We start from the raw sequence: 21,170 nt of genomic DNA on the forward strand, positions 1-21,170 counted from the left end.
GATGGTTACACAGCAGGTTCTACGAACGGTAGCATTTCCTCGATGAATGGCAGAGTTATTCCGATTTATGGATTTTTCTTGCCGGGAATATTGGCGGTATTACCTTGCGAGTTGTATAGTTTCGCACGGTCGGCAGCAGTAACTTCACCATCGAGGTTAACGTCATATTCTGAGTATCCACTGCCATTTCTATTGTTCCATGCCTCCTGGTAATCGTCAGATTCTGGAACAAAACCTTGGTCTACAGCACGGCTGCTAGACATGAATTTTCCATCTCCACTCACTTGCGCCGCATTCGAATCAAACCAAGCGCTGAAGTTCGATGAGAAATCAAGCTCATACACCAAACTTCCATTGAGTTGAAGTGTGTCGGAGCTCATTGCAGGAAGGTGGTTGCGGTGATAAACAATGGCTACCAGCGGGTGGGCCGTGTTTAGTTTGAATTCAGGAAGTGAAGTTCCATCTACAGATACAATTCGTCCACTTTCGAGAATGAAACATGCCTTTCTAGCTACAATTGTGGTATCAAAGGCCTGGCTCGCTACGGTAGCTGATCTAAGCTCTACTAATATCCAATCAACGATAGTGTCGCCCGGTAAGCTAGTTACACTTTCTGAACCGCCATAGTTGAAAGGCGCCACATTGAAGGGTTGAGACAATGGCAGTAGATTTTGCTCAGCTAAATCGCTGTGCATTTTGCCTGTAGTTTCATCATAGGCTCCTGCCAAAACGTTTTTCAAGTCGAGCTGAAAGGCAGTACACTCCGTAAGTGTGCGCACATCCGTCACATTGTAAACTGCAGAAAGCAAACCAGATCCGTTGAAGGCATATGCTTTAAAGAAGTAGTTCTTATTCGGCTTTAGACCTTGGATGGTTACAGATGTTCCCGAGCCTGAGTAGACAGCGAACGAACCATCCGTCAAGCTTGTGCTCTGTCCATATGTGGAAGACACCTCCAGAAGTGAAAGGTTCGTTGGCACGAAACTCGGCATAGAGTTTTCCTTGGCTATAATCAGCACACCACCCGCTCCATTTAGGTTCCAATCAAGGTCTAATGAGGTCGTTTGCGTATTAACTACTCGGAAATTGATAACTCCATCACCTGGATTTGGAGTTGCAGGCTCGTACGTGTATCGGCGTGTGTGATTCACGCTCACGAGTTGTCCGTTGATAACTCCCGCTAAATTGTTAAATACAAAGGAATATTCTGTTCCTACAGTCATATTCCCAGAAAGGGTAACATGAATGATAGAAGCATCCGATTGTTGCGCTACCGCCGTTACTGTCAATCCTTGGTTCACGCTGTAATTGCCAACAACACCTGCAGTGGCCGTCGTGATATCCTCACTAAAATCTACTTCAATTTGATTCGGCGCAAGAGCTGTGATTGTACGCACATATGGACCGGTAGATACGGCTTGCTCATTCGGGTCAGTCAAGTTTCCTTGCACTTCCAAAGTGTTACCACTACCAACATTTAATGTCGCGGACGTATCAATTTTAGCATCGTTCAGTACGGTAACATCACCATTTGTGGTAAGTGTTCCCTCCGTTTCGAAGTTTACATTATAGAATGTTACATCCCCATTAATCGTCTGGGAACTTTGACCTGAGAAGTTAACTGTCGATGAATCGGGGTTAAATGTCCCATTGTTCGTGAAAGTTCCCCCTTCGAGGTTGATTGTGGAGCCACCAGCGTTGAAGACAGAACCGTTGCTTCCAAGAGTGAGGTTACCAGAAATATTAATGGTCGCGCTGTCTGCGTTAACAGTGCCGCTCTGATCGAAATTGGCATCTCCCGTAATATTGATTTCACCAGAACCAACATTCAAAGTACCAGACTGGCTGAATGTAGCGTTTCCGGAAATGCTCACAGTACCGTCGTCGATGTCCAATGTGCCACCTTGTTGGAAGTCTACATCACCAGAAATACTCAGATTACCACCACCAATATCTAGATTACCGTTCTGCTTGAATTCACCATTACCAGTGATAAGCACGTCACCTGATCCGTCTACTCTCAAGGTTGCACTCTGAAAGAGGTCAACATCACCTTGAAATTCGATCGAACCGTCATTTACAGTAATTAAAGCTGAATTCTTTGCTGAGATACTATTTGCAATTACAGTAGTCGCATCTTCACCGTTGTATGTACCATTGCTACCTACATCGAACGTACCGTAGATGTTGATATCACCAGAGCCAGCGTTCAACACACCGCCGCTTCCAATATCCAGTGTTCCATAAACGTTTAAGTCACTCGAACCTAAGTCAACAGTACCGTTTACAATGAAGTTCTGATTCATTGTCCAAGTACCACCATTCCCAGACGTAGCCACTTTGCCGGAAGCGATTGTAAGGTCTCTGTTCATCACAATGTCGGCCGTTCCAGTCGTCATTGTGCCGTTCACCTGAATCGCAAGATCGGATGTAAAGGTCCCTCCGAGCAGTGTCAATTTCGCATCTGTGTAAGCGAATGAGAACGACGCGTTGTTCTTGGTGCGGTCCAATAGAATCGAACCAGAAAGCATCTTGAGCTCACCGTAATTCACGATGTTCACATCTTCTTTCACAGTAAGCGAACCACCATCAACCGTTAGCGTAACTGGATTGTTCCAATCACCAATTTGGATATCCTTAACCGTTACCGAAGAAGTAATTACGGGTTGATTCGGACGATTTCCAGGGATGGTAGGAGTAGAGTTCGAACCTGGTACGCCACCACTCCAGTTTCCAGAGTTGGTCCAGTCGCTATTCACGTTACCGGTCCATGTTTGACCAAATGACGTTACCGTTCCGAGCATCATCATGCCCAGAACTAAAAAGTTCAAAATAGTATGTCTACTTCTCTTTGCGCTCATAAATGGAGGTGGTCACAAGTGTATACGCGACGTTTTCACCTTATGTACGCGAATGTAGAAGTCTTGGTTTTTTAAATTTTGAACTTTTCGATGTTATGCTGTCAATACTCGATGAATGGTAATGCCTCTTCGAGAACCTCGCCAAAAGCAGCGTGAGGTAGAGCGGTTCCAAGCATCAACGAGAGGGTGGGAGCGAGATCAACAACATGTACTTTGCGGTATACATTCCCAGCTGGAATCGACGGCCCCATCAGTAGCATTGGTACGTGAGTATCATACGTGTAACCCGATCCATGGGATGCACCCACACTGCTGTAAATGTAATTTCCGTCCCTCCATTCAATGAAGAGGCCGGCCGATCTTTCGTCCACAAGGTTCCTTCTCAATTTGGCTTGATACGAATCCGTAGAATTGATTTCTTCTAGGGTCCAAATTTTCTTAAATGCATCTACCTGAGAAAGCCCTAGCGCCAATTTCTCGCGAATTGCCGACTGTTCAATTCCTAACGAAACTACCTGACTTTCATCTAAATAGAGTGAGTTGTTATAGAATTTCTCAATGACATTTACGCCGAAGATATCCTCCGAGATTTCGACCATTTCCACCATTAAATCTGCACTAGAATGGTTGGTGGCATTCATCCTGAGCTCCTCACCAAAATGATTCGGGTTTTCCGCAACGCCATGGTCAGCCGAAAGAAAAACAACCCAGTTCCCTTCGCCATATTTGGCATCCATGGCATCAAAAAGTCGCTTTAATTCCAAGTCCAACCTCAGGTATGTGTCCATCACCTCTCTCGAACGCGGACCATACGCATGGCCGATGTAATCTGGAGATGAATAGCTAACAGAGATGAAGTCGACGTATTGATCATCTGCAATCTCGGCAGGAATGTTATCAATCATCGCTGTGGCAAAGTCGGTGAGGTATTGGTTCCCATAGGGGGAGGCTAGCATCGCCTTTGGACCTCTGGTTTTCACCCATTCAGACACATCGTGCGGAAAGGCTGAGCTGGAATTGCCAAAGGTCGATTCGTACGGGTTGTCATCGGGTAAGCAAGCCGAATATGCCTCTTCTTCAATCATGTAGTCCCAAATTCCGGTGTAATCGGCCAGACTGGCGTTCTTCGCATGAAAGCTTTGAACCCACTCTGGGGTTTCATCCGTATAGTATGTGCTCGTTACAAATTGGCCGGAGCTACCAAACCAATAGGCCTCATCCGCGGCGTGACCTCCAGGAAGGATGGCGCCTCTGTCTTTTATTGAAACCGCGCCGATGTACGATTGTCCGCCCGTCGATAAATGAAGCTCGTCCGTAACCGTCGTCGTACGTAGGTTTCGCGGTGACTTCATTCCATCACCTTCAGAAGTGGAAATACCTATGGTCGATTCAAGGGTATCCTCCACACAGTAGTGCTCCGTTTTGGTGATGGGGTCGTACCAATCGTTTCCAATTATACCGTGGTCTCTAGGCTGTGCTCCGGTAAAAATGGTGGCGTGACCAGGAGCTGTGTACGTTGGAATGTGGGAATAATGACAATTGCGGTAAATAAGTCCGCTAGATAAGAACTGCTGAAAACCACCTGTGAAGTGCGGTGCGAACCGCTCGAGATACTCTGCTCTCATTTGGTCGACAGTAATGCCGACAACAGCTTTGATCTCGTTTTGAGCAAGTGCAATTGTGCTAAAGAAACTAATTAAGACAAGGACTCCAGCTTTTCGTGTGTTTCTTCCCATGATTCCATTTTGGCGTGAAGATCGGACTTGGTCTTTTCGTAAGTGTTAAAGAAGCCATCTTCTTCACTGAGTTTCTTGTAGGTCTCCGGATCTTGAAGCTGTTCGTCCCATTCTGCCACCTGAGCTTCTAACTCTTCGATTTCCTTTTCGATGTTGGCAAGCTGACGTTCGTATTTTTTCCGCTCCTTTTCCGCTTCTCTAGCCGCTCTTTGGTCTTCTCGTGGATCTTTCTTCTTTTCCTTCTTCGCCTTCTCTTCCGAGCGTTTTTCAAGCAAGCGCATGTCTTCTACTTTTCGCTGTTCCAAGAAGAACTCAATGCCGCCAAGGTATTGCTTGATTTTCCCTTCGCGGAATTCGTAGGTTTTGTTTACCAATCCACTTAAGAAATCACGGTCGTGTGACACGAGAATTAGCGTGCCATCGTATTGTGCAAGCGCCGCTTTCAACACGTCCTTCGCACGCATGTCAAGGTGGTTCGTCGGTTCATCAAGCACGAGTACATTGGCTGGTTCAAGCATCATTTTACAAAGCGCCAACCTTCCTCGTTCACCACCTGAAAGCACTTTTACTTTCTTGTCCACATCCTCTCCAGAGAACATGAAGCTGCCCAGAATATTCCGTGCTCGCTTTCTTGTTTCATCATCAGCCGCATCTTCGATGGTTCTCAGAACGGTCTTATCACCATCCAGTGCATCGGCCTGATTTTGGGCATAGTATCCAACCTTTACCTGGTGTCCTTGGGTTACCTTACCACTGTATTCTACTTGCTCCAGAAGTACTTTTACCAGTGTGGTTTTACCCTGGCCGTTTTGTCCAACAAAGGCAAGCTTGTCACCACGCTCGATTTCAATGTCCACATTGGTAAGCACTTGCTTCTCACCATAGGATTTATGGATGCCCTCGCCCTTCAATGCGACCTTTCCTGAATGAGGTGCAGGAGGGAAGCGGAAGTGCATTTCGCGATCGTCGACTTCGTCAACTTCAATGACGTCCATCTTGTCCAATCGCTTGATCAAACTCTGTGCAAAGCTGGCTTTACTGGCTTTCGCACGGAATTTATCAATCAGTTCCTGGGTTTGCTTTATCTCTTTCTCCTGATTCTTCTTGGCGGCAATTTGCTTTTCGCGGATGTCTTTTCTCAACTCCACGAATTTGTGGTAGGGCACCGGGAAGTCATAGCTACGTCCGAGCGATATCTCAATGGTCCGGTTCGTTGCATTGTTGAGGAAGGCCCTATCGTGTGACACAATAATGGCGGCTTGCTGATTCTCTTTCAGGAATTCCTCCAACCACATGATAGATTCGATATCCAAGTGGTTCGTCGGCTCATCCAGGAGGAGAAGGTCATTGCTTTGCAGTAGAATCTTTGCAAGTTCTACGCGCATCTGCCATCCTCCAGAGAAGGTTTCGATGTTTCGTTTGAAATCTTCTTGGGTAAATCCCAAACCTAGAAGTACGCGCTCCATATCGGCTTGATACGTGTACCCGCCGAGTAGCTGATAGCGCTCTTGAAATTCGGTCAAGTCGTGGACGAGATCCATGTACGACTGGCTCTCGTAATCTTGGCGCTCGGCCAACGCGGTGTTGAGCTCTTCGAGTTTGCGTTCTAAAGATTGTATCTCCTCAAAACTGGTCGCCGTTTCCTCCCAAATGGTAATACCTTTTTTATGTTGAATATCCTGGGTTAGGAATCCAATCTTGTATCCGTTCGGTCGGGCAATCTCACCTCCGTCTTGACTAATCTTACCAGCGATGATTTTTAATAGGGTAGACTTGCCAGCCCCATTGCGACCAATAAGGCCGATTCTATCGCCAGGATTGATGAGGAAAGAAATGTCCTGAAACAAAGTCTCACCCCCAAAGTGTAATTCTATCTTGTTTATGCTCAACATCGGTGACAAAAGTAACACAGCGATTGTGCTCATGCATTACCTTTGCTTGAAAATCCAGACCCATGCTCGGAAAAGGGACGAAAGTCTACGGTATTCTGAAGAATAAATGCCCTCGTTGTCATGAGGGAGACGTGTTTCCAAACAAGAATCCTTATCAATTAAGCAAGCTCACTAAGGTGAATGACCACTGTGATGTGTGCGGGCAAAGTTTTGAGCCGGAGCCTAATTTCTATTACGGAGCGATGTACGTCAGCTACGGATTCAATGTGGCGCTTTTCGTAGCCTCATTTGTGATAGGCAAGTACATTCTTGGCTTAGAAACAGCCGGGGTAATTGCGCTCTTGGTGGGCGTAGTTCTGATTCTGACTCCTTATATCTTTCGCTTGAGTCGTATTACTTGGCTTCACATCAACGTGAAGTACAAGAAAGATGAGCTCACGAAAAACGACTGATGTTTACTTCCGGCGGTAGGTTCGTACCATCGGTAAGGTAGTTTACCATGTGGTTTGCGAGCCAGGGTGCCATGAGTATGCCGCGCGATCCTAGGCCGTTGAATATATATGAGTTCGGAATTTCATCCGAACGGCCAAGTAATGGTTTGCGATCCTTCACATTTGGCCGCACGCCAGCCTCGTGTTTCACAATCTCAAAGGGGCAGTCTACAAGTTTGGACCAAGCTTCTACAAGTTGCTCTTCTCCCTTGGTCGTGGGTTCCGTATCCAGCTGATCCCAAGAGTAAGTAGCCCCAACCTTGTACAGGTCACCTCCCCATGGCATGATAAACATGTTTCCATGCAAGATGTGATCGAGTTTTAGCTCGGGAGCTTTTACAATGAGAACCTCACCTTTAGTTGGACTAAAGGGTAAGTGAGGGAAATGGGCGTTTGCAGAGACAAAACCGTTACACCAGATAATATTACTGTATTGATTGCCATTCCATGTCCACACATGCTTGTAGTCAAGGTCTGCCATTTTCACTTGGTCCTCAATAAAGCTGTCTTGAGAGCTTAGAAACGCCTTCCAGGCCTCTATCATTCCTTCAACGTTCACTCGTCCGCTGCCACTTACTTCGCCTAGCTTGTGGGCGCGAATGCGTGGGTTGGGGTTAGGAATGATTTCGCCGATGAGTTCTTCGAACTTGGGCTTTTCGCTGAGCGCATCCCAATCATTTTCAGTACCAGGGTCTGGCAGAATCTCCCAAACGGGTTTGTGCTGCAGAAAGTTGGAATTAGTTAGCCGTTCCATTTCACGGTAGAAGGGAAGAAGGGCATTCAGCATGGCATGCGCTTGCCAAACTACTCTGCGTCGTTTTAATACAAGTGGATTGTACAAGCCGCTAGCCACTTTAGATGCCGTGCTTGGTTTGACATGGTCGACGACGTCGAAGCTCAACCCGCGCTTGTAAAGTTCGAAGCTGAGGGTTGTTCCGGCTATGCCTTGACCGATGATGAGATAGTCCTTCATGTGAAAACAAAAAAGGCCGCCCTAAGGGCGACCTTTTAAAATATCTGTTTGCTTAGAATTCCCACAAGTCGTGCTCGTAATTGCGCAATCTTTCTTTGATGCGTTGTGCCTCTAGGAGCTGATCCATTGCGGAAGCTCGTTTGTAGTCGGCTACGGTACGATCATATGTATTGTCTTCTTTGTAGATGACAGAGTTGAACATACGAAGGTGGAAAATCTGATCGAAAGTCAAACGCTGCTGATTGTTGTACGGGTTGTACGCTACGTGAGTAGCGAGAACCTGACGAGCATCTGGGAACCAAATCCAGAAGAGTGGATAGGTTACAGACTCGTTTTCGAGGTCACGTACAACAGGAGCAATTCCGATGATTCTGTTCTTCATCTCTCCACGCTGCTTGTCGAAGTACCAATCCGACTTAATCTGCCAGTAAACAACACTGTTAGATTTAATCTGTAGGGTATCTGTCGTCAAGGTGTCCATCGGGTTATCTGGATCCGTAATCGCGTTGATTTTGAATACAGACTGCTCGATTTCGCTTGGAGAAAGAGGAAGTGTGAACTTGTCATCACGGAAAACCTCAGTGATTTGGCCTTCTTCAACGATTCCATCGATAAGAGCTGAAAAGAGGCTCTTACGATCTGGAAGTGGCTGAATAGGATAATACAGCGGGTGATTAATCTTCTCACGGACGTCGATTCTCTCCCAGTGACGGGTTGACCAGAAGATATCGTCCTGACGCAAGAATGGGTAAGGAATCACACGGCTGTTCTGATAGTGCAACCCAAGGTCTCCCTCGCGAGGAACGATACCATCGTCCTCCGGAGTTAGTGCTTGTGCATGGGCTGCCAGTCCGAAGCCGATAAAGGCCAGACTGAGAATCCACTTATGTGAGCTGATTAATCGATTCATAATCGTTTCTTTTTCTCTTAGTTAAGGTCTAGAGGTAACGAAGCAACGTTCGTAACCTTGTTGTTAGTGCCCTTAATAACTGCCTCTACGTTTCTAATGATGATTGTAGAACCAGTTCTTGCAGCTTCGATGGCAGCACGAGCGTTAGACGTCATGCGGTTACCGTTGATGCGGAAAGGAGCGCTACCAGGTACGATAACTTCGAACTTAGTTACTTCCAATTCGAGGTCAAACGCGAAGTCTGGATAAGCAGCTTCGATTGGTGCACTTGCAATTGCAGATGCAGAGTATGGACCAGGAGTGCTACGACGGTAGATGCGTGCTTCCGCTTTCGGGAGACCCTTGATACGGAATGGACGTGAACCTACGCTACGAACAGTACCATCATCTTCACGAACACCTACTGAGATAGTAATCTCACGTTGGTTCAAAGTAGTAACGTCTGCTTCGTACACACCAGGTGACTTTTGACGTACACCAGGGCCATTTACTACGAGATTCTCTGGTTGTACACCTGGTACAGAAATCTCCAATGGGTTCTTCACCTGACGGTAAAGTACGTTCATCTTAGTTGGAGAGATTACTGCAGTTGGTGGAGCAACGATGTAAGATCCTTCGAAAGTAATCGCTGAATCAGCACCTGGAAGTAGAATAGAGCCTGAGAAGGTCTTTTCTCCAACACCAGTTCCTGGAAGTACAACTCGTGCACGACCTGCTTCGATATCTTCAGCAGCAATTTCCTGACCGTTCAATGTGAACGTAGGGTTTTGTGAATCGTCGTAAGCAGCAAGGAAGATTTCAGCTTCAAACTGGTCACCTTGGGTGATGTAGTTCGATTTAGCATCGATGAATGGACGAACCGTAGTAAACTTAACAGTTCCCATGTCGATACCTTGCATGAACTCTTCGAGCATGTCTGATTCCGCACGACGAACGTTGGATTGAATCTCGGTCAAGTTCGTGATCACACCTGCAAGTGGAAGTTCGGCAAACTTGCGCTCTTCCCATTGCTTCGGAGTGTCTTCGCCTTCAACCTTAACTGGATCGAAGTTGAACTTTTGCTCGATGCTTGCAATCATCGCAGCATCGTTACCAGCGTTTTCAAGTAGGAATGCTTTGTAACGCTCAAGTGCTTCGCGAATTTCTTTTGCTTTACCACCACCACCGATGTCTTTTGAATTCAACATTACGTTGGTTGGGGTGTCGCGGTCGTCAGAACCTTTGAACATCCCGTCCTCAGCTCTACCACCGGTTTTCTCAATCATTTCGCGTTTAACGTCCTCGATGAGCTGCCAGGTGCTTTGAGCAATTGGCTTCAACTGCTGAGCTCTCTCATTCCACTCTTCGGCACGCTTATTTTCTTTAGCCTCATTTGCTAATGAGGTATAGAGGACTTCGTTACCTCTGTCCACAGTGCTCACCGTTGCCTCCATACTGTCGTTAATCTCAGTAAGAGCTCGGAGAATCTCCTGTGATACGTTCAACGCCAGCATCGCTGTCAACACGAGATACATCATGTTGATCATCTTCTGACGTGGTGTTAATTTACCTCCTGCCATTTTTATTTACTTCAGTAGTGTTTACGTTCAGTTTAATGACAGGTGATTATGAGCGGTTTCCGCCCATAGCGCTCAACATGTTTCCGTATACGTTGTTGAGGTTGCTGATATTCTGGACCAATGAAGAAACTTCAGTAGCGAGTTTCTCAGAGTCGTTCATAGAAGTACCAAGCTTTTCCATAAGGTTGTTTTGCATCTCAACCTGGCTAGAAGTGTTTTCGAGTTGAACAGCGTAAAGTGCGTTCAAAGACTCCATGTTCTTGCTAGCTTCTAGAAGTTGAGTGCTGTATTCTTGAGTTGCACCGGCCGCATCAACAGCTGTGTTGAGGCTCGAGGCAGTGTCACCCAATCGACGCATTCCGTCTCCAAGGCTTTGAATCAATTCTGGACCAATCTTAGCGTCTTCGAGCATTTTGTCAAGCTCTTGAGTAGCGCTGAGTGCAGGAGTGTTACCTCTGCGATCGTCCATGTCTGGATCCTCCATTCCAGCTAGTTCAGGGTAAACCAATGCCCAATCGTACTCTTCGTGTGGCTTCTCAAATGCAGAGAAGAAGAAGATTACTGATTCCGTTCCAAGACCTACAATCAACATGTAGTTTGCACCTGGAAGGTGAAGAATTTTGAAGAGTGCACCTAGGATTACTACCGCTGCACCGATACCGTAGAGCTTCGCCATGAAGTTCTTGAAGCCCTTACCATTTACATCAATTAATGCCATTTTTCCAACAGATATTTAAGGGTTAGCAAATTTTTGGGGTACTTGGGAGAGATTTAGAAATCACCCGGATCTCTACCCAAGAAGTTTTGGACAGTACGGAAGCCGATGTAGCTCTTCGCGGTGTCCTGGAACTCGTATGCTCTAGAACCATTCTGCATGAAGTAAGCGATGTCTTTCCAAGATCCACCGCGAATTACTTTACGCTTCATAGTTTCAGATTCATAGTCGTATGCGTTGTATTTAAAATCAGGGTTGAAGTCGTTTACATAGTAGTAAGACGCTTCCTCATAAGCTGTGCTTGTCCACTCTGCTACGTTACCACCCATACAGTATAGGTTGTAGCCATTTGGTGAGTAAGAAGTAGCCTTCACTGGATAGAATCCTCCATCAGCAGTGAGGTTACCGCGCATCGGCTTAAAGTTGGCCAAGAAGCAACCAGAGCTGTTCGTAGCATATGGTCCACCCCAAGGGTACATAGTCAATTCTGATCCTCCACGAGCAGCGTACTCCCATTCAGCCTCAGTAGGAAGACGGAATTCGTGCTCTTGCATCATTTGGTTACGTGCAAGGAAGTCGTGACGATACTTTGAACGCCAGTTACAGAATGCATTTGCTTGCTTCCAAGTCACACCAACAACCGGATAGTCATCGTATGCTGGGTGCCAGAAGTACTTATCGTGCATAGGCTCGTTGAACGAGTATGAGAAGTCAGCAATCCATACCAAGGTATCTGGATAGATATTGATCACCTCTTTTTCGAAGAAGCTCGAACGGTCAGAGATTTCCTGGTTATCCTTGATATAATCCTGGTAGTTCCAAGTTCTTTCGTGGAAATCGTTGTCGTCAGACGGCTCTGGATCCATCGTGTAGTCAAACTCGGCACGGTTAGACTTACGCGCTGCCTTCACTTTATCGATCCAGAAGTATACGTAGTTCAACTGACGCGCATCAATCATCTTTCCTCCGAGGAAGCGCTCCTCAAATGGCAAGTACATTGACTCGATTACTTCGGTGTACTCAGGGCTGAGGTAGTTATCCTCTTCCCACTCTAGGTAAGGCTCCCAATTGAGGTGCTTTACCAATGAATCGTTACGAACACCTGCGAGGTACTCTTCGTAGAATGATTGTTCCCCGCCATCGCGTGGTCCATCCGCAGGGTTGATCCACTCAAATCCTTCAATTTCTTCCTCAGCGAGGCGGAAACGAGCGATTGAATCTCGAACCCATTGTACGAACTGACGGTACTCGTTATTCGTGATTTCAGTTTGATCCATGTAGAATCCACTGATTGATACCGTCTTTGATGGTGCGGCAAAGGCAGCCGGAACATCTGGGTCAGAATGGCCCATGTTGAACGATCCGGTGCGAACATACACCATACCATAAGGCTCCGTCGGGTACCACTCCGGGCGGTTTTGAACACCCACTAGTTCTCCGTGATCCGAGCTGGAACACGACGCCAACAAGGCGACTGAGATGATCGATAGTCCTAATTTATTCATAGCGAAACGGTGTTTCCTGTCTTTGTCTGATTCTCCTTCGAGTACAGCCTGCTATATTACATTAACTGATTGATAGTTACAATAACCAAGTTGGATTAGCGTAACGACCCGGCTTGCGCTCCGGAATAGCAATCTTAAAGCAATAGTTTACAGAGATCTCGTGACTACCACTACTCGAAGAGTTAAGGTCACTGGTAGTCAAGTCGTAAGAGTAGGCGAGTTGCAATTCTGGCAAAATTCGATACCCCGCCATAAGGGAAATCGCATCCTGCACACGATATGTAACGCCACCCCAAATTTGATTATTGTACATGGCCGATAGATTGATATCAGCCTGTGGATTCAATGCGCTTTCGTCAAACTTCACCATAGCCGCCGGCGTAAGAACGATGTTCGTGCCCGACAATGGGATGTCATATCCACCCATGAGGAAGTAGTGACGTGTATGCTGAAGCTCAGTTACGCTTCCAGCTTGTGAGTCGAATTCGGTTGTCGCACCAATCAATCGACGTGTACTAGCACCAAACCACATTGGTCCACCCTGGTAGTAGATACCAAAAGTTCCATCAATTGCAGTTCCAGAAGTTCCCTGGTTAATGATGCTTGGGTCAAGTCCCGCACCCGGATCAGGTACGATATACGATTCCCCAGACTTAATTTGGTTCGTGTATATGTCTACCGCTACACCAATGCCCAATGTTCCTTCACCCATTTCCATCTGGTAAGCATACCCCAATCCAGCGTAAACATTTTGGAAGAATCCAATCTGATCATTTACAATGTTTAGGTAAACCCCACCGTGCAAGAGCTTAATCGGAACATCTACATTCAAGTTTTGCGTAACAGGAGCATTTTCAAAACCCACCCACTGTGAGCGGTGCATACCTGTTATACAAATACTGCCGGAGCTACCCGCAACCCCAGGATTGTAGTACAAACGGTTATTCATAAACTGAGTAAACTGGATGTCCTGCTGTGCGAAAACGGGAACACCAGCACCCACTAGAAGTAGGAATAGTAGTTTCTTCATATGAGCGTGCTCTGAGCTAAATTCAGCCTTGTAGCCGCCTAAGATATCAATATTATTTCTCTTAGAAGGTTTCACGACGGCAATTTAAGTTGAAGAATTCTCACACATTGTGCGTTGTTTCGCACATAGTATCTTTTTTCAACCCCGAAAATCCCTACAAATCAGCAGTTTCTAAAGACCCTTTTGTTGGGCTTTCCACCACCTGTCTGGGATTTCGCCTTCCATCGCCGCTTCGTAGTCTTTTGCATTACATGGGATTAATGCGTGTCGCATGTGTTGCGCCTGACGAATCGGAACCTCGATCCACCACCTTTCACTAAGTGGACTTTTATAGAAGATAAGTTCAAGTTCACCTTCATCAATTAGAACGGTGAATTTCGTGTAGTCTTTCTTACTCGCAAAAGGATAGTCTCCTCGCCTTTGCTGTACCCCTTCAATAAAGTACCACGCCATCTGCGCCATCAAATGTGCGCTCATGCCCTGGAAGTCCAGGGCCGGATTAAACTCAAAAATCCCAAAACAAGAGACCTTATCACTCAATCCTACATATCTTGATATGGCACAGGCCTCCTCTCCCGAGAAGCCGTTCGGAGATGGCATTCCATGCGCCGGCGAGTCACCCTGGCGAACAGCGCTCATGTCGAACGTCACCATATCCGCATCGCGAACCACCGGTTCAACTTCGCTCATATCAGCACGGAGCTTCCCTATCCTGTGGGTTTCAAAGTGCATGCGCTCCATCAAGTCGATTTCTTCCGGTGGGATGAAATACGATTGGTAACCGAGGTTCGAAAAGTTAAAGAGGTTGTACGGCTTGTTCAGTACAATGTGGCTCAAATAATTGTGCGAGCCAAAACCGTCTTGATGCTGGCCTAGGTCAAACCGACTGTCAATAGAAACAAGGTTTACCGTTTGCTCCAACTTATCATATGCACGGTACATGGCATAGGTCAAATCTTGACTTCCGCCTATAACTAGTGGTATGACGTCTTGTTTGCGAAGCTCCTCGACAACAATGCGCAAACCCGCAATGCTGTCTTCAAGCGTTTCACCTTTATATATGTTACCGAGGTCGGCTATTTCGAACCCCCAGTGACCTAGCATGAGTTGGTAAAGGTACTGACGAACCTTATCGGGACCATCCGCAGAGCCTCTATTGAAATGGCTTCCGCGATCTTCCTGAACGCCAATAATGCCAATTTTCACTTGCTCGAGATCCGGCAGGCCAGAAACCTCAGCATGAATCTGAAGCTTTCTTCCAAGCGTGCCCGGATGCAAGTCCTCCGCTGCAGAAAGTATATGTCCAGGTACCGGAGAGAGGATGTCAGTTAGCATACCCTACTATTTCTTAGCCTTGCGAGGAGCGCGCTTTGGCTTTTTCTCTCCCGCTTCGGAAATGATTTTTTGAGCTTCTTCCAATGTCAATTCCTTCGGCTCAGTGTCCTTCGGAATTTTAAAGTTGCGTCGACCTTGCTTGAGATATGGGCCATAGCGACCGTTCAATACTTCAATGATTGGGTCAACATCTTCAAATACCTTGATGTTTCTATTGGCTACCTGCTCACGCTTTTCCTCAATCAGTTGAATTGCCGTTTCAAGGTCAATTGTAAGCGGACTCAATTCTCCCTTAAGTGAAGCAAAGATTTTCTCATGCTGAACATATGGTCCAAATCTACCGATAGCGGCCTTCACTGGTTTGTCTTTGTATTCCCCAACCACTCTTGGAAGCTTGAAGAGCTCAAGTGCGTCTTCCAATTTAATGGTGTCGATGTGCATTTCTTTCGGGATGGATGCAAACTGTGGCTTTTCTTCATCTTCCACATGTCCCATCTGAACCATCGGTCCGTAGCGACCCACTTTCGCGAAGATTGGCTTACCTGTATCCGGATGGTCGCCAAGGTGTCTTTCACCTGAGGCGCGTTCCGCATCTTCGGCATCCTCAATTTTCGGGTGGAATTGCTTGTAGAACTCATCAATCATATCAACCCAACCTTCGCTTCCGTCAGCGATACGGTCAAATTCAGATTCTACCTTCGCCGTGAAGTTATAGTCCAAGATTTGTTCAAAGTGTTCTACCAAGAAGTCGTTCACTACCATGCCGATGTCTGTAGGCATCATTTTGCCTTTGTCCGCACCTGTGCGCTCTTCCAGCGTATTCACTTCAACATTTCCCGCTTCCAAGACGAGTTGCTGGTACTTTCTCAATTCACCTTCGAGGTCCGATTTCTCTACGTACCCTCTTTTTTGAATGGTAGAAATGGTTGGGGCATAGGTAGATGGTCTACCAATGCCTAACTCTTCGAGCTTCTTCACGAGACTTGCCTCGGTGAAACGCGGAGGGTGCTTTGTGAATCTCTCGGTTGCAGAAATGCTCGTGTATTCGAGGACTTCATCGACGTGAAGTTTCGGCAGGATGTTTTTCTCTTCAACTTCTTCATCGTCCGTACCTTCTAAATACGCGCGAAGGAAACCGTCGAATTGGATAACCTCTCCTTTAGCCACGAACTTGTATGGGTTGCCATCGATTTCAATATGGACCGTCGTTCTTTCGAGCTTGGCGTCTGACATTTGAGAAGCGATGGTTCGTTTCCAAATGAGATCGTAAAGTCTTTTTTGCTGGCGATCGGCACCTGCGGCATGACTCGCCATGTTGGTAGGTCGAATCGCTTCGTGAGCTTCCTGCGCACCCTTGTTCTTTGTCGAATATCTGCGAGGGTTGCTGTACTCTTCACCGTAGTAGCTGCTGATCTCTCCCTTGGCTGCTTCAATGGCGTCATTCGAAAGATTGACGCTGTCCGTTCTCATGTAAGTGATAAGTCCACCTTCGTAGAGCTTCTGGGCAACCGACATGGTTTGAGAAACTGAGAAACTCAATTTTCTGGAAGCTTCCTGTTGAAGTGTAGATGTCGTGAACGGTGCCGCAGGTGAGCGCTTCGCCGGTTTAGTTTCTAGGTCGGCAATAGACAACTTCGAGTTCTTGCATTGCTCCAAGAACTTGAGAGCGTCTTCCTCTTTCTCAAACCTGTGGTTGAGCTCGGCTTGAAGTGTGTCGCCTTTGCTGTTGGTAAGCTGGGCAACCACTCTAAAGCTGCTAGAAGATTCGAAGTTTCTGATCTCGCGTTCACGTTCAACGATGAGACGAACGCTCACACTTTGGACACGTCCGGCGCTAAGACCGCGACGAACCTTCTTCCAGAGAACAGGCGACAACTCGAATCCAACTAAGCGGTCGAGCACGCGACGTGCTTGTTGTGCGTTTACGAGGTTTTGATCGATTCGACGAGGAGTTTGAACGGCGTTTTGAATGGCCGTCTTGGTGATCTCGTGGAATACGATGCGGTTGGTCGTAGCTGGATTGAGATTGAGAGCCTCGGCTAGGTGCCAGGCAATCGCCTCTCCTTCGCGGTCTTCATCGGAAGCGAGCCATACAGTTTCTGCTTCTTTGGCTAGCTTCTTCAGCTTTTTAACTACATCCTTTTTCTCTTTCGAGACTTCATATATGGGCTTGAAGCCATTGTCGATTTCAACACCCATTCCTTTTGAAACAAGGTCACGGATATGTCCGAAGCTAGATTCTACCACAAACTCATTTCCGAGAATTTTCTCGATGGTTTTGGCTTTAGCAGGGGACTCGACAATTACTAAGTTCTTCGACATTCGGTACTGATTTGGTCTTTAGCTCTCCTACGCGTACGTATGTGTGCGCAAAGTAAAGGACAATTTTTTTGAGGTTATGTTTCTCAAAAGTTAGGATTGTCTCCTACACCATATATATACGTACAGGTTCAAATTACGGTTCCATTATGATTTGCTGTCAATTTGACAGACCACACTTCATATTTCCTACATTTGCAATCTTCAACGAAAACGGAGTGCGTAATGCAGCAGGATAAGCTCGAAGAAAAAGTGATGGATGAGTCTCGCCAGGGCGAGGCATTGGTTATTGAGGGACAGCTCACTGGCAAAAAGAAGCTGTACATAGAATCGTACGGTTGCCAGATGAACTTCTCCGATTCTGAGATCGTGGCATCGATCCTACACAAGGACGGTTACGAGACCACGAGGAATATGGAAGAGGCTGACCTCGTTTTGTTGAACACTTGCTCTATTCGCGATAAGGCCGAACAAACGGTTCGCAATCGTCTCGCGAATTTCAATACCATTAAAAAGGAGAACCCCGATATGAAAATCGGCGTGTTGGGCTGCATGGCCGAGCGCGTGAAGAGTAAGCTTCTCGACGAAGAAAAGCTTGTTGACCTGGTGGTTGGTCCTGATGCCTATCGCGATCTTCCAAACCTCCTCGAAGAATTGGACGAAGGAAGAAAGGCTGTGAACGTCATTCTTTCAAAAGAAGAGACTTACGACAATATCGCGCCGGTGCGCCTTGGTGGGAATGGAATTACTGCCTTCATTTCAATCATGCGTGGATGCGACAACATGTGTACGTTCTGTGTGGTGCCATTTACTCGCGGACGTGAACGAAGCAGAGATCCCCAAACAATTCTGGAAGAGGCCATCGATCTTCGCGATCGTGGGTACAAAGAAATTACGTTGCTAGGTCAGAACGTTGACTCTTATTTATGGTATGGAGGCGGTTTGAAGAAGGATTTCGATAAGGCTTCTGACATGGCTAAGGCCACCGCGGTAAGCTTCGCCGGATTGCTAGAGAAAGTCGCAGAAGCTGTTCCTGAGATGAGAATACGTTTTTCGACAAGCAATCCGCAGGATATGACAGACGATGTGCTTCATGCCATCGCCAAGCACGACAATATTTGCAACTACATTCACTTGCCGTTCCAATCTGGAAGTACTCGCGTTCTTGAATTGATGAACAGAGGACACACGCGTGAGCAGTACCTCGATTTAATTCAACGTGTACGCCGAATCATTCCAGATTGCGGGATTTCTCATGATATAATCGCTGGATTCCCAACGGAAACGGAAGAAGATCACGAAGATACACTGAGCTTGATGCGCGAAGTAGAGTTTGACTTTGGATACATGTTCTTCTACAGTGAGCGTCCGAATACCTTCGCGGCCAGAAAGCTCGAAGATGATATTCCGCTGGAGGTGAAAAAGCGCCGACTGCAAGAAATTATCAAAACACAAAACGAGTGCGGTCAGCGCAGACTTCAGCGATTCGTTGGCACTGATCAAATTGTCTTGGTGGAGGGCACTTCGAAGAAATCCGACGACGATTTGTTTGGCAGGAACGACCAGAACAGTGTGGTAGTTTTCCCACGTGAAGACTATCAGCCTGGAGATCTCGTTAAAGTATCCGTAAAATCATGTACATCGGCCACGCTACTTGGTGAGGCCAAAGAACTCATTCGTCGATGAGAATTATACTCTGTATTTCATTTTTGATTGCCTCTCTTTCCTCCATTGCCCAAGTACAACGTGAAGACGGAACATGGTATGATGAGAACCTAGCCATCCGTGTGATGGAAGAGGATATTCGAAATGAAGGTACCCTCGAAATTTGCATTTACAGTACTACGAACGACCGCTGTATTCACAATCTCAAAACACCCTACGAAGTACTCGTTTACAACGAAGATGGGGAGCAGATTTGGAATTCAGCCTGGACGGGTCAGAAGATGAGCATCAAATTCAGCACTCCGCTGAGAGGCGCCGCTTACATTGTGGTGAATGCGAAGAATGACTACGTAGTAAATACCCTAACAGGCGAACGCATTTTTACAAATGGCGTTATGTCTGTTGAATATGAAATAGAATGACCGCTCAAGAGGTTAAGCAAAGATTTGGATTGATTGGTACTTCTGCGGGTTTAGACCGAGCAGTTGCGAAGGCTATTCAGGTGGCTAATACCGACATTTCTGTCCTCGTCACTGGGGAAAGTGGTGTAGGTAAGGAGTCCATTCCAAAGATTATCCACCACCTCAGTCATAGAAAACACGCTCCATACATCGCTGTGAACTGTGGTGCTATCCCAGAAGGCACGATAGATTCAGAACTCTTCGGACACGAGAAAGGCGCTTTCACAGGTGCAACATCTTCTCGCAAAGGCTACTTTGAAGAGGCTGATGGAGGTACGATTTTCCTCGATGAAGTAGGAGAACTTCCATTGCCTACCCAAGTGAGGCTGCTCCGTGTATTGGAGACGGGCGAATTCATCCGTGTTGGTTCATCGAAAATCCAAAAGACCAATGTTCGTGTGGTTGGCGCTACAAACGTTGGGATGATTGAAGCGATCCAGCGAAACAAGTTTAGAGAAGACCTTTACTACCGATTGAACACGGTGGAAATTCACTTACCGCCACTTCGTGAGCGTGTGGAAGACATTCATTTGTTGTTCCGAAAGTTCGCGATGGATTTTGGTGACAAGTACCATACGCCAACGGTTCGTTTGAGTGACGAAGCAGTTAAGGTTCTTGAAGATTATAGATGGCCGGGTAACATTCGTCAGCTACGCAACTTGGTAGAGCAAATCTCTGTTGTTGAAGGCGATCGCGAATTGGATGCCTCTACTCTGAAAGAGTATATCCCGGACATTACAGCTACGCGACTCCCTATGAGATTGGACGCTGCGGGAGGTGCTGCGGCATCTGCCAGTGGTGGCGATTTCGGTTCCGAAAGAGAAATCTTGTACAAGGTTCTTTTCGACATGCGTCAGGATATCACCAACTTGAAACAGCTCGTCTCAAAGTTGATCGACAAGGGGGATATTTCGAACGTTCAGGAGGAACACCCGCAGTTGGTGCGCGAGATCATTGGGAATTCGGGTGACGATACATTTAGAGACTTTGGCGAAAGCTACGTTCCAGTTATTGAGAAGCCGGGTGAAATCAGCAGGCAAGAGTTTGAAGAAACCGAGACTGTTGAAGATGAAAACCTCTCGCTTCAGGATAAGGAAGTTGAACTCATTCGCAAGGCCTTGGAGCGCAATCGTGGAAGAAGAAAAGACGCTGCAGAGGAGCTAGGAATCAGTGAGCGTACGTTGTATAGAAAAATCAAGCAGTACAATTTATGATGACTAGGTTCCTGACTTTCGTTGGAGTAGTTAGTCTCCTTATGTTCACGGGTTGCACAGGTGGATATTCATTCACGGGTGGAGATGTGGGTAAAGCCGAGACTATTTCGGTTGACATCTTTCCAAACTATGCGGATTACGTCAATCCCCAATTGAGTCAGGCCTTTACCGAAGAGCTACGTCAGATTTTTGTCCAGCAGACGCCACTTTCGCTGGTTAGTTCTGGAGGTGATTTGACCTTTGAGGGGTCGATTATTGGCTATCAGATTTCTGCAAAAGCGACAACGACTTCAGAAACTACGGCTCAAAACCGACTTACCATTAGCGTGAACGTTATATTTACGAATGAACTTGAGCCCGATAAAAGCTTCGAGCAAGTGTTCTCTCGCTTCCGTGATTTTCCGGCTGACCAAGACTTCAGTGCTGTAGAGGCTGATTTGGTGAGTCAGATTAACCGAGAATTGGCGGAGAACATTTTCAACCGGGCACTCGTGAATTGGTAAA

Annotated in this window: 16 protein-coding genes; 5 read left to right on the forward strand and 11 right to left on the reverse strand. The window is 46.7% G+C overall.

Annotated elements, in window-relative coordinates; genetic code table 11:
• Positions 1–65: 65 nt before the first annotated feature.
• The 3 genes from F8C67_RS05790 to F8C67_RS05800 form a co-directional block, all read right to left on the reverse strand.
• A complete protein-coding gene (locus tag F8C67_RS05790) occupies positions 66–2,861 on the reverse strand; it encodes a translocation/assembly module TamB domain-containing protein (RefSeq protein WP_151666875.1) in 2,796 nt (931 codons plus the stop codon).
• A 101-nt stretch (positions 2,862–2,962) separates the two neighbouring features.
• On the reverse strand, positions 2,963–4,597 hold the full coding sequence (locus F8C67_RS05795; RefSeq protein ID WP_151666876.1) for an alkaline phosphatase family protein: 1,635 nt from the start codon (positions 4,595–4,597) through the stop codon (positions 2,963–2,965).
• Positions 4,558–6,522, reverse strand: coding sequence for an ABC-F family ATP-binding cassette domain-containing protein (locus F8C67_RS05800; RefSeq protein WP_317132315.1), 1,965 nt, complete (start codon positions 6,520–6,522; stop codon positions 4,558–4,560). Before F8C67_RS05800 ends, F8C67_RS05795 begins: the two co-directional genes overlap by 40 nt.
• Positions 6,523–6,551: 29 nt before the next feature.
• On the opposite strand from F8C67_RS05800, the gene F8C67_RS05805 reads away from it, so the two are divergent.
• Positions 6,552–6,941, forward strand: coding sequence for a DUF983 domain-containing protein (locus F8C67_RS05805; protein ID WP_151666877.1), 390 nt, complete (start codon positions 6,552–6,554; stop codon positions 6,939–6,941).
• Here the strand turns inward: F8C67_RS05805 and F8C67_RS05810 are convergent.
• From F8C67_RS05810 to topA, 8 genes are all read right to left on the reverse strand, one after another.
• Positions 6,925–7,953: an NAD(P)/FAD-dependent oxidoreductase gene (locus F8C67_RS05810; protein ID WP_151666878.1), complete on the reverse strand. Its 1,029-nt coding sequence runs from the start codon at positions 7,951–7,953 to the stop codon at positions 6,925–6,927. The genes F8C67_RS05805 and F8C67_RS05810 overlap by 17 nt on opposite strands.
• A gap of 52 nt (positions 7,954–8,005) precedes the next feature.
• The gene (porN, locus tag F8C67_RS05815) at positions 8,006–8,863 is read right to left on the reverse strand and encodes a type IX secretion system ring subunit PorN/GldN (RefSeq protein WP_151666879.1); all 858 of its coding nucleotides are present in this window, start codon (positions 8,861–8,863) and stop codon (positions 8,006–8,008) included.
• 17 nt (positions 8,864–8,880) lie between these two features.
• A complete protein-coding gene (porM, locus tag F8C67_RS05820) occupies positions 8,881–10,422 on the reverse strand; it encodes a type IX secretion system motor protein PorM/GldM (RefSeq protein WP_151666880.1) in 1,542 nt (513 codons plus the stop codon).
• A 46-nt stretch (positions 10,423–10,468) separates the two neighbouring features.
• The gene (gene porL / locus F8C67_RS05825; RefSeq protein ID WP_223277519.1) at positions 10,469–11,140 is read right to left on the reverse strand and encodes a type IX secretion system motor protein PorL/GldL; all 672 of its coding nucleotides are present in this window, start codon (positions 11,138–11,140) and stop codon (positions 10,469–10,471) included.
• Between the two features lie 53 nt (positions 11,141–11,193).
• On the reverse strand, positions 11,194–12,642 hold the full coding sequence (gene porK / locus F8C67_RS05830) for a T9SS ring complex lipoprotein PorK/GldK (RefSeq protein WP_151666881.1): 1,449 nt from the start codon (positions 12,640–12,642) through the stop codon (positions 11,194–11,196).
• A 76-nt stretch (positions 12,643–12,718) separates the two neighbouring features.
• Positions 12,719–13,747 carry a PorP/SprF family type IX secretion system membrane protein gene (locus F8C67_RS05835; RefSeq protein WP_170266377.1) on the reverse strand — a complete coding sequence of 343 codons (1,029 nt, stop codon included), beginning with the start codon at positions 13,745–13,747 and terminating at the stop codon, positions 12,719–12,721.
• Between the two features lie 96 nt (positions 13,748–13,843).
• Entirely contained in the window at positions 13,844–15,007 is a 1,164-nt protein-coding gene (locus F8C67_RS05840; RefSeq protein ID WP_151666883.1) for a formimidoylglutamase, read from the reverse strand.
• A 6-nt stretch (positions 15,008–15,013) separates the two neighbouring features.
• Complete coding sequence (gene topA / locus F8C67_RS05845) at positions 15,014–17,329, reverse strand: type I DNA topoisomerase (protein WP_151666884.1); 2,316 nt, start codon at positions 17,327–17,329, stop codon at positions 15,014–15,016.
• A gap of 222 nt (positions 17,330–17,551) precedes the next feature.
• On the opposite strand from topA, the gene miaB reads away from it, so the two are divergent.
• From miaB to F8C67_RS05865, 4 genes are read left to right on the forward strand one after another with little or no spacing between them, the layout of a single operon-like run.
• Positions 17,552–19,012 (forward strand): tRNA (N6-isopentenyl adenosine(37)-C2)-methylthiotransferase MiaB, encoded by a 1,461-nt coding sequence (miaB, locus tag F8C67_RS05850; protein ID WP_151666885.1) that lies wholly within the window; start codon positions 17,552–17,554, stop codon positions 19,010–19,012.
• Positions 19,009–19,413 (forward strand): hypothetical protein, encoded by a 405-nt coding sequence (locus F8C67_RS05855; RefSeq protein ID WP_151666886.1) that lies wholly within the window; start codon positions 19,009–19,011, stop codon positions 19,411–19,413. Before miaB ends, F8C67_RS05855 begins: the two co-directional genes overlap by 4 nt.
• Complete coding sequence (locus tag F8C67_RS05860) at positions 19,410–20,666, forward strand: sigma-54 interaction domain-containing protein (protein WP_151666887.1); 1,257 nt, start codon at positions 19,410–19,412, stop codon at positions 20,664–20,666. Before F8C67_RS05855 ends, F8C67_RS05860 begins: the two co-directional genes overlap by 4 nt.
• The gene (locus F8C67_RS05865; RefSeq protein ID WP_223277520.1) at positions 20,663–21,169 is read left to right on the forward strand and encodes an LptE family protein; all 507 of its coding nucleotides are present in this window, start codon (positions 20,663–20,665) and stop codon (positions 21,167–21,169) included. The genes F8C67_RS05860 and F8C67_RS05865 overlap by 4 nt, the downstream gene beginning before the upstream one ends.
• Position 21,170 lies beyond the last annotated feature (1 nt).

Source organism: Phaeocystidibacter luteus (genome assembly GCF_008933115.1).
GTDB lineage: Bacteria > Bacteroidota > Bacteroidia > Flavobacteriales > Schleiferiaceae > Phaeocystidibacter > Phaeocystidibacter luteus.